Annotated in this window: 6 protein-coding genes, 1 pseudogene and 1 CRISPR repeat array; of the genes and pseudogenes, 2 read left to right on the forward strand and 5 right to left on the reverse strand. The window is 65.6% G+C overall.

The annotated features are described in order from the left end of the window. Positions 1 to 35: 35 nt before the first annotated feature. Positions 36 to 2,636, reverse strand: coding sequence for an ABC transporter permease (locus tag PALO_RS11470; RefSeq protein ID WP_015583678.1), 2,601 nt, complete (start codon positions 2,634 to 2,636; stop codon positions 36 to 38). A gap of 6 nt (positions 2,637 to 2,642) precedes the next feature. Then, on the reverse strand, positions 2,643 to 3,479 hold the full coding sequence (locus PALO_RS11475) for an ABC transporter ATP-binding protein (protein ID WP_015583679.1): 837 nt from the start codon (positions 3,477 to 3,479) through the stop codon (positions 2,643 to 2,645). A 454-nt stretch (positions 3,480 to 3,933) separates the two neighbouring features. Between PALO_RS11475 and PALO_RS11480 the strand changes: the two genes are divergently transcribed. Continuing rightward, positions 3,934 to 4,575 (forward strand): hypothetical protein, encoded by a 642-nt coding sequence (locus PALO_RS11480; RefSeq protein WP_015583680.1) that lies wholly within the window; start codon positions 3,934 to 3,936, stop codon positions 4,573 to 4,575. Between the two features lie 77 nt (positions 4,576 to 4,652). Here the strand turns inward: PALO_RS11480 and PALO_RS12195 are convergent, their stop codons facing one another. Next, the gene (locus PALO_RS12195; protein ID WP_015583681.1) at positions 4,653 to 4,829 is read right to left on the reverse strand and encodes a phosphorylase family protein; all 177 of its coding nucleotides are present in this window, start codon (positions 4,827 to 4,829) and stop codon (positions 4,653 to 4,655) included. 622 nt (positions 4,830 to 5,451) lie between these two features. Then, positions 5,452 to 5,696, reverse strand: a pseudogene (locus PALO_RS12200) (hypothetical protein). Positions 5,697 to 5,865: 169 nt separating this feature from the next. Here PALO_RS12200 and PALO_RS11490 point away from each other — a divergent pair. After that, positions 5,866 to 6,261, forward strand: coding sequence for a hypothetical protein (locus tag PALO_RS11490; protein ID WP_015583683.1), 396 nt, complete (start codon positions 5,866 to 5,868; stop codon positions 6,259 to 6,261). Between the two features lie 42 nt (positions 6,262 to 6,303). Here PALO_RS11490 and PALO_RS12550 read toward each other — a convergent pair whose 3' ends face one another. After that, positions 6,304 to 6,447 carry a hypothetical protein gene (locus PALO_RS12550; RefSeq protein WP_161493739.1) on the reverse strand — a complete coding sequence of 48 codons (144 nt, stop codon included), beginning with the start codon at positions 6,445 to 6,447 and terminating at the stop codon, positions 6,304 to 6,306. 161 nt (positions 6,448 to 6,608) lie between these two features. Further along, positions 6,609 to 7,308: a CRISPR direct-repeat array (repeat unit 28 nt; unit sequence GGCTCACCCCCGCGTAGGCGGGGAAGAC). The last annotated feature ends 42 nt before the right edge of the window (positions 7,309 to 7,350 follow it).

Raw genomic sequence — 7,350 nt, forward strand, 5'->3', positions numbered from 1 at the left:
CGCCGCCCGGTGCCTGGAGGACCCGCCGGCAGACCTCACTCGGTGGCGATGGCCTTGAGGATGTTCGTGCGGGCCGCCCGGTGCGCCGGCCACAGCGCAGCGAGCACCCCGACGAGGGCCGCGGCCACGAGGAAGGCCACGAGTTGCAGCCACGGGATCGAGAGTTTGTCGATGCCCTGGTCGGCGAGCAGACGTTGCAGCACCATGCCGAAGACGGTTCCCAGACCGACTCCCACCACGGCTCCGAGCAGGGCGATGACGACCGACTCCAGGGTGATCATCCGGCGCACCTGCGGGCGGGTGAGGGCGATGGCACGCAACAGGCCCAGTTCCCGGGTGCGCTCGATGATGCTCAGACCCAGGGTGTTGACGATGCCGAGCACGGCGATGACGATGCTGAGTCCCAGCAGTGCGTAGAGCAGTGCCATGGTCCGGTTGACGTTGACGAGGATCTGGTCGGTGTACTGGCCAACGTCCATGACGCTCACCAACGGCATATCGGCCAATGCCGCGTCGAGGGCCCTGTGGGCCTGCTCGTGGTCGGTGCCCGGCTTGAGGTAAATCGACAGGAAGGCGTCCTTGTCGCCCAGACCGGCCGAGGTGAGGGTGCTCGTCGAGACCCACATGGTGGCGATGGGCTGTCCCTTGCCGGTCGTGTAGATGCCGACGACGGTGAGCGTCATGGGACGCTGGGCATCCACTGACCACAACCGGTAGGACGACCCCACCTTCAGGTGATTCTTCTCTGCCGCCTTCTCGTCGACGATCATCTCGCCGTCGGTGCGGAACATGCGTCCCTTCGTCACCTTCTGGGGGAACATCTTGTCCAGCGAGGTCGCCTCCATGCCCGCGATGCCGCGCATGTGACGTCCCGTGGCGTCGGTGAAGTACTCCTTGGGCGGGGTCGTGTGGCCGGCGGGGATCTCGAGCATCTGCGCCATCTTCATGGCGTGGACGTCCTTGACCTGCGGGACGGCGGCCACCTTGGTGCGGACCTGGTCGGGAAACCCCTCGAATCCCTGTCGGCCGACCATGAAGTCGCCACGGAGCGTGTCGGTGACCTGGCTGGTCACCGAGCGCGTCGAGGAGGCCCCGAAGACGGCCATGAGGGAGACCAGGGTGAGCCCGATCATGAGGGCCGATGCGGTCGCGGCGGTGCGTCGGGGCTGACGGATCGAGTTGAGTTCGGCCAATTTGCCGACCTCGCCGAAGGTCGCTCGGTACACCTTGCCGACGATCCAGATGACCGGACGGCCGAGCAGGGGCGAGGCCAGGGCGACGCCGATCATCGTCAGGGCCATGCCGGCTCCGGCCCAGGCCACTGGCTTGCCCACGACGTCGAACACCCCCAGAACGATCCCCACGACGCCCACGGCGGCCATGACGGAGCCGATGACGGCCCGCTTGCCCAACCCGACCTCGGACTCGGTTCGGGCCGAGGTCATGGCCTGGACCGGAGAGATGCGGGTGGCCCGGGCAGCCGGCAGCAGGGCGGCGACGAGCGTGACGAGGATGCCGGTGACGAGCGAGGCCACGATGGCCTTGACGCCCAGGGTGAGCGTCGTCTGCCCGATGTCCCATCCGGTTGCGGCCATGATCGCCTTGATGGCCACGGCCAGACCGAGGCCGCCGAACAGACCCAGGACTGACCCGACGGCGCCCACGACGAGGGCCTCGACCAGGACGGTCGCCCTGATCTGACCGCGACTGGCCCCCATGGCCCGGTACAGCGCCAGCTCGGAGGAGCGTTGGGCGACGAGAATGGTGAAGGTGTTGACGATGAGGAAGCTCGCGACGAGCAGGGAGATGCCCGCGAAGACGAGCAGGAAGATGTCGACGAAGCCGAGGGCCTTGCCGATGACGCTCATCTGCTCATCGGCGACGACCTTGCCGTCCTTGGCCTGGTATCCCTTCGGCAGGACCTTCTGGACGGCCTTGGCGACGGTCGCCCGGTCGGCGCCCGGTTCGACGACCGTGGCCACACCGGTGAACGCGTCGTGGCCCTTGAGGAAGAGCTGCTGGGCGCGGTGCGTCGTGAAGAACACGTAGCTGGCCCCGGCGGACCCACTCTGACCGACGGTGGCGGTGCCCACGAGCTTCGCCTGGACGGTGCCGGCTCGGCTCGTGATGACCTTGACCCTGTCGCCGACATGGTGGCCGGATTTGTCGAGGGTTTGCGGATCGACGACCACCTCGTCGTCGGCACGCGGTTCGTGGCCCGACACGACGTGGACGCCCTGCTGGCCGCCGAGGGCCGGGGTCGTCTGCCAGCTGAAGCCCAGTTGGGGCGGCCCGAAACTGGTGATGGCCTTGCCGTCGCGGTCGATGAGGACGGTTCCCGTCTCGGTGACGGTGCCCTGGGCGTCCTTGACACCGTCGATCGTGCGAATCCTGTCGACGACGGCCGGTGTCAACGGGTACGGTTTCGTCGCGTCGCCCTGCACCGCGTCCTCAGTGTTCTTGGACACCTCGACGTCCGAGACGGACCCCGAGACGATGGAGTTGAAGGTGGACCGGAGCATGTCGCCGAAGACGAACGATCCCGAGACGAAGGCGACGCCAAGGACGATGGCCAAGGTGGACATGAACAGCCGAAGCTTGCGGCTCCACAGGGAGGTGAAGGTGGCCTTCCACATGGTGGTTCAGGGCCTTTCGACACGGCGGGCGGCCGGCACGTGCTCGCCACCGGTTGTCTTCGCCCGGTGCGGGGACGGGCCGTCATCCGGCCCGGAGTCGGTCGACGGGTGGCGGCGCGGGTCCAGGCGGCCCATCGTCGTGAGCACGGCGTCATGGGTGGGATGACAGATGTCGTCGACGATGCGCCCGTCGGCAAGGAAGAGCGCCCGGTCGGCATACGAGGCCGAGACGGGGTCGTGGGTGACCATGACGATGGTCTGGCTGAACTCGTCGACCGACCGGCGCAGGAAGCCGAGCACCTCGGTGGCACTCATGGAGTCCAGATTGCCGGTGGGCTCGTCGGCGAAGATGATCTCGGGTCGGCCCACGAGGGCGCGCGCACAGGCGACGCGCTGCTGCTGCCCACCTGACAGCTCGGAGGGCTTGTGGTCGAGCCGGTCGGCCAGGCCGACGACGTCGATGACGGTGTCCCACCACTGCGGGTCGGGCTTGCGTCCGGCGATGGCCAGGGGCAGGAGGATGTTCTCGCGGGCCGTGAGGGTTGGCACGAGGTTGAACTGCTGGAAGATGAATCCGACCCGTTCACGTCGCAGCAGCGTCAGCTTCATGTCGGTGAGGGTGGCGACATCGGTCTGGCCGATGAAGGCGCGGCCTGAGGTGGGGCGGTCGAGCCCGGCCATGCAGTGCATGAGCGTCGATTTGCCCGATCCCGACGGACCCATGACCGCGGTGAGGGCACCGACCTCGACGGTGACGCTCACCCCGTCGAGGGCCTTGACGACGGCATCTCCGGTTCCGTAAGTCTTGACGAGTTCATCGGCGGCAGCGGCGGTCGGCGCCATGACGGTCTCCTGTGACTGGATGAATACTGGATGAATGACGTGGAGTGACGTCAGATCACAGTGTATACGTGTGCCACGATGAGCCCGCACATCTCCGTGTTCACGCTCCCATCAACGCTGTAACTATCGGCGAGAGCGGGGAGTGCACTAGGTCGATTCCCGCAACCGGGTGAGTGACACCATTCTGGGTCTGCTCGTCATCACCGAGGATGCCACTGCGCTCGTCCAGTGGCTACTGGGGCACCGCGGGCGCCTATGGCCTCAAGAAGGAGAAGTACGAGATCGCCAAGGCGGGTCGGGCATCCGGTTGAGCTGGTGCGCTACGCGCTGGAACTGTCGGACAACCTGAAGCTCTGAGGACCTGTCCAGAGCACGTGCTGGGCACTTGACTTGGCTGGGGATCCATAGCTGAATACTACCGAGAATCATTCTCAATAAGAATGGATGTCTGTCCATGCGTAAGTTCCTCCCCGTCGTCGGTGCCCTCTCGCTGCCCCTGGGGGGTGGGGTGGCCCAGGCGGCGACCGGCGGTGAGTCCACTACCAACCGGGGCATCGTCGCTCTGAGTGCGCCCGATGGTGAGCACCGCTGCAGCGCGGTCCTGGTTGCCCCCGAATGGGCGCTGACCTGGTCCGACACCGCTCGGTGCGGGAAGAGCACCGAGGTCGTCGACGGATCCGGTCATCGGACCGCGATCACCGAGCGCCACTACTTCACCCCCAATGATCCGTCCAAGAGCCAGGCCATGTTGATTCACTTGGCCACCCCGGTCAAGGACACTCCGGTGGCGAAGCTCAGCCCACAGGCCCCGCGCGAGGGTGAGAAGCTCAGCGTCGTCGCCTTCAGTGGCCCGCGTGGTGCGGGCCACTTGGCATCAGTGGGCTGTGCCGAGGCCACCGTCGAGGGCCATGGTCACTGGATCAGTTGGTTCTCCGCGCCCCAGGGCATGGAGTTGCAGAAGTCCGACGCCGGTGCCCCGCTCATGCGTGGTGACGAGGTCGTCGGCTTCCTCGGCATCGCCGGTGCAGACGGGGGCGATGCCGAGGACATCGCCAACGTCCACCAGTGGGTGAAGCAGCTCACCCAGCAGGGCTGAGGCGCCAGGAGGGCGAGAGCCGCGGGCCGCCAGGTGCGCGGCTCTCGTGGTGCCGTCGGCCCTGGCTGCGTCCTCTGTCAGGACTCGGTCTCCAAGAGCTCCACCACAATGCTGGCGGCGCGCTCACTCGCACCCTCGACGCGTTCAGGGTGCTCCTCGTTGGCAGCCGGCCCGCACAGGTCGGACATGCTGCGGGTCGATACGAAGTCGACATCGAAGGAGCGGCAGATCTGAGCGATCGACGTCGACTCCATGTCAACGGCGACCGTATCGGGGGTAATCGGTCAGCATGGCATCGAGTCGGTCGCCCGGCACGAAGACGTCATCCGAGGCGAAGGGTCTCACGACCGCGCCGCGTAGGCGGGGAAGCCCCGGTTCTGAAAGATGCACCTAGTGCGACGAAGGGCTCACCCCCGCGTAGGCGGGGAAGACGTGCCCGCAAGGATTGGGCGAGGGAAACCGAGGAAGCCCCGCGGCCCTATGCCGCCAGGATTTGAATGAGTACCTACGGCGATCTGAAGAAAGCGTGGGCTCGAGAGTGGACTCGCCTCCGCCGCGAATATCTCGATGGCAAAGTGCTCGACGCTGTGGTTCTACCCTCCCGCACTGGCGTGCGGGGGGAATGCCCCGTGTGTGGCGCCGTCGGCACCGACGTGACCAGCAGCCGACTCGCTACGACAGCCGGACGCAACCACATGCAGAATCCACATCAGCGCCGACGACCGCGCCGCCCTGGACGCCCTCAAGGTCACCTATATGCCCGAGGCACTACTGACGCCCTCCCAACGCGCCCTCCGTGACCAGCTCACGTGAGGAAGGACGCCCAGAGGCTTTTAGAGGGCAAGCGGCCCCGAGGGCCGCGCGGCAGTTTAGGGCTCAGCTGGCTTTGAGGGTCTGGGTGACCTCGCGGGTCAGCGCTTGACGGGTCCACGCGGATACGGTCATGCCCTGCCGAGACGCGTCCCGTTCGATCAGCCTCCACACGCTGGGCTGGCACTCACTCGGATCGTGCGAGGCTCCAGGGGCTCAGTCTCCACTTCCTCCCAAGCTCGGCCCTCGAACGGCTCGACCTGCAACCCCTCAAAACCGGACTCGGCTTCACTCGCCCACTGGCGAACCATCTCGTCGGTCACTTGAACACCATTGTCGGCAACAAACTCACTCATCTCGCCCTCCTCATCTGAGTGAGAAACCCGGCTTACCCCCGCGTAGGCGGGGAAGACCGGCTGGCGGGGTTGCCTCCACAGAATGTGTCAGGTTGATTATTCTGGCTGGTAGGACCGGAAGGGGATGTCGGCGCTAATACTCACTCTTTTACTCACTCTTTTCAACTTTATTGGCTTTGTTCTACAGCAGGTATGGAACTTTATCGCTGGGTTCTTCCATGCCCTCTTCCTCTTGGTCGTGTCGCCGCGTGAGGGGGCGATGCACCTGGGAATGTGGTTCTGCCGCTACGGGGGGTTGGTCTGCATCGGCTATGGGGTCTGGGTGATTGGCCGTCACGCGCACCTGTCCGAGATTGCTACACGAGAGTGGGTCTTGGCCGGTGTGCTGGTCGGCGGTGGCTTGCTGCTGCGGTTCATTGCAGCTGGTATTGACGGTGAGCTGGAGAACCGGGCCGAAGAAGAGGCTTTGGAGAGGCAAGCGCGCAAGCTGAAAGAAGTCATGCTCAGAGATGATCTGTGAAGTGCTGTGGCGGCGGGCTTTGTTAGCGCGCCGCCGCGGTGCTTATGCAGATTTGAGCCCGTAGAGGTTCAGGTGCCCTTGGTCGTCGTCGCTGATGACGATCAGGTGGTTTTGGGCGAGGCCGAGGGGGCGTGCCGGGGTTGCGGTGACGGGGCTGGTGGTGGTTCCGGTGCCAAGGTCGATCATGGTGGATGTGTGGGCTTGGGGATCGTGAGTCCATGCCCAGTGGTCGATGACGGCATCAAGGTTTCCGTCGATGGGGACCAGTGATCGGTTTTGCCAGTCGATGATGACGCTTCCGGCTGCGGTCCATCGGCCGCGCTGGGGGTCTGTGAGGCGGTGATGCCGGCTCACCCCCGCGTAGGCGGGGAAGACATCTCTGCAAGCCGATTTGTTCCAGCAGTAATGGGCTCACCCCCGCGTAGGCGGGGAAGACATGAGCTGAACAAACTCACCGCGCGTCGCGGCCGGCTCACCCCCGCGTAGGCGGGGAAGACTCAGTGTGCTCGGAAATTGACTTCATACGGTAAGGCTCACCCCCGCGTAGGCGGGGAAGACTCATTCTAAAGGGCTGTTGAAAGACCCGAATTAGGCTCACCCCCGCGTAGGCGGGGAAGACGAGCGTACCCGGCGTGGGTTTAAGGTGCTGACACGGCTCACCCCCGCGTAGGCGGGGAAGACCGGCTCCACTGGCCCGGATTGTTGGGCGTGAACGGCTCACCCCCGCGTAGGCGGGGAAGACTGCGTAGCGCCATTTACACCATGTATCTCGCTCGGCTCACCCCCGCGTAGGCGGGGAAGACCGTCGATTGTCGGATCCAAAGGAAACGGATTTCGGCTCACCCCCGCGTAGGCGGGGAAGACTGTTCCGGTGGAGGCTCGCCAGGCTGCGCAACCGGCTCACCCCCGCGTAGGCGGGGAAGACGGAAGACTGTTCCCATGGACAATGCGGCACAGCGGCTCACCCCCGCGTAGGCGGGGAAGACATCTGGGCCGAAAACGACGAATTGCGCGACAGCGGCTCACCCCCGCGTAGGCGGGGAAGACATCTGGGCCGAAAACGACGAATTGCGCGACAGCGGCTCACCC

This window comes from Cutibacterium avidum 44067 (assembly GCF_000367205.1).
Lineage (GTDB): Bacteria > Actinomycetota > Actinomycetes > Propionibacteriales > Propionibacteriaceae > Cutibacterium > Cutibacterium avidum.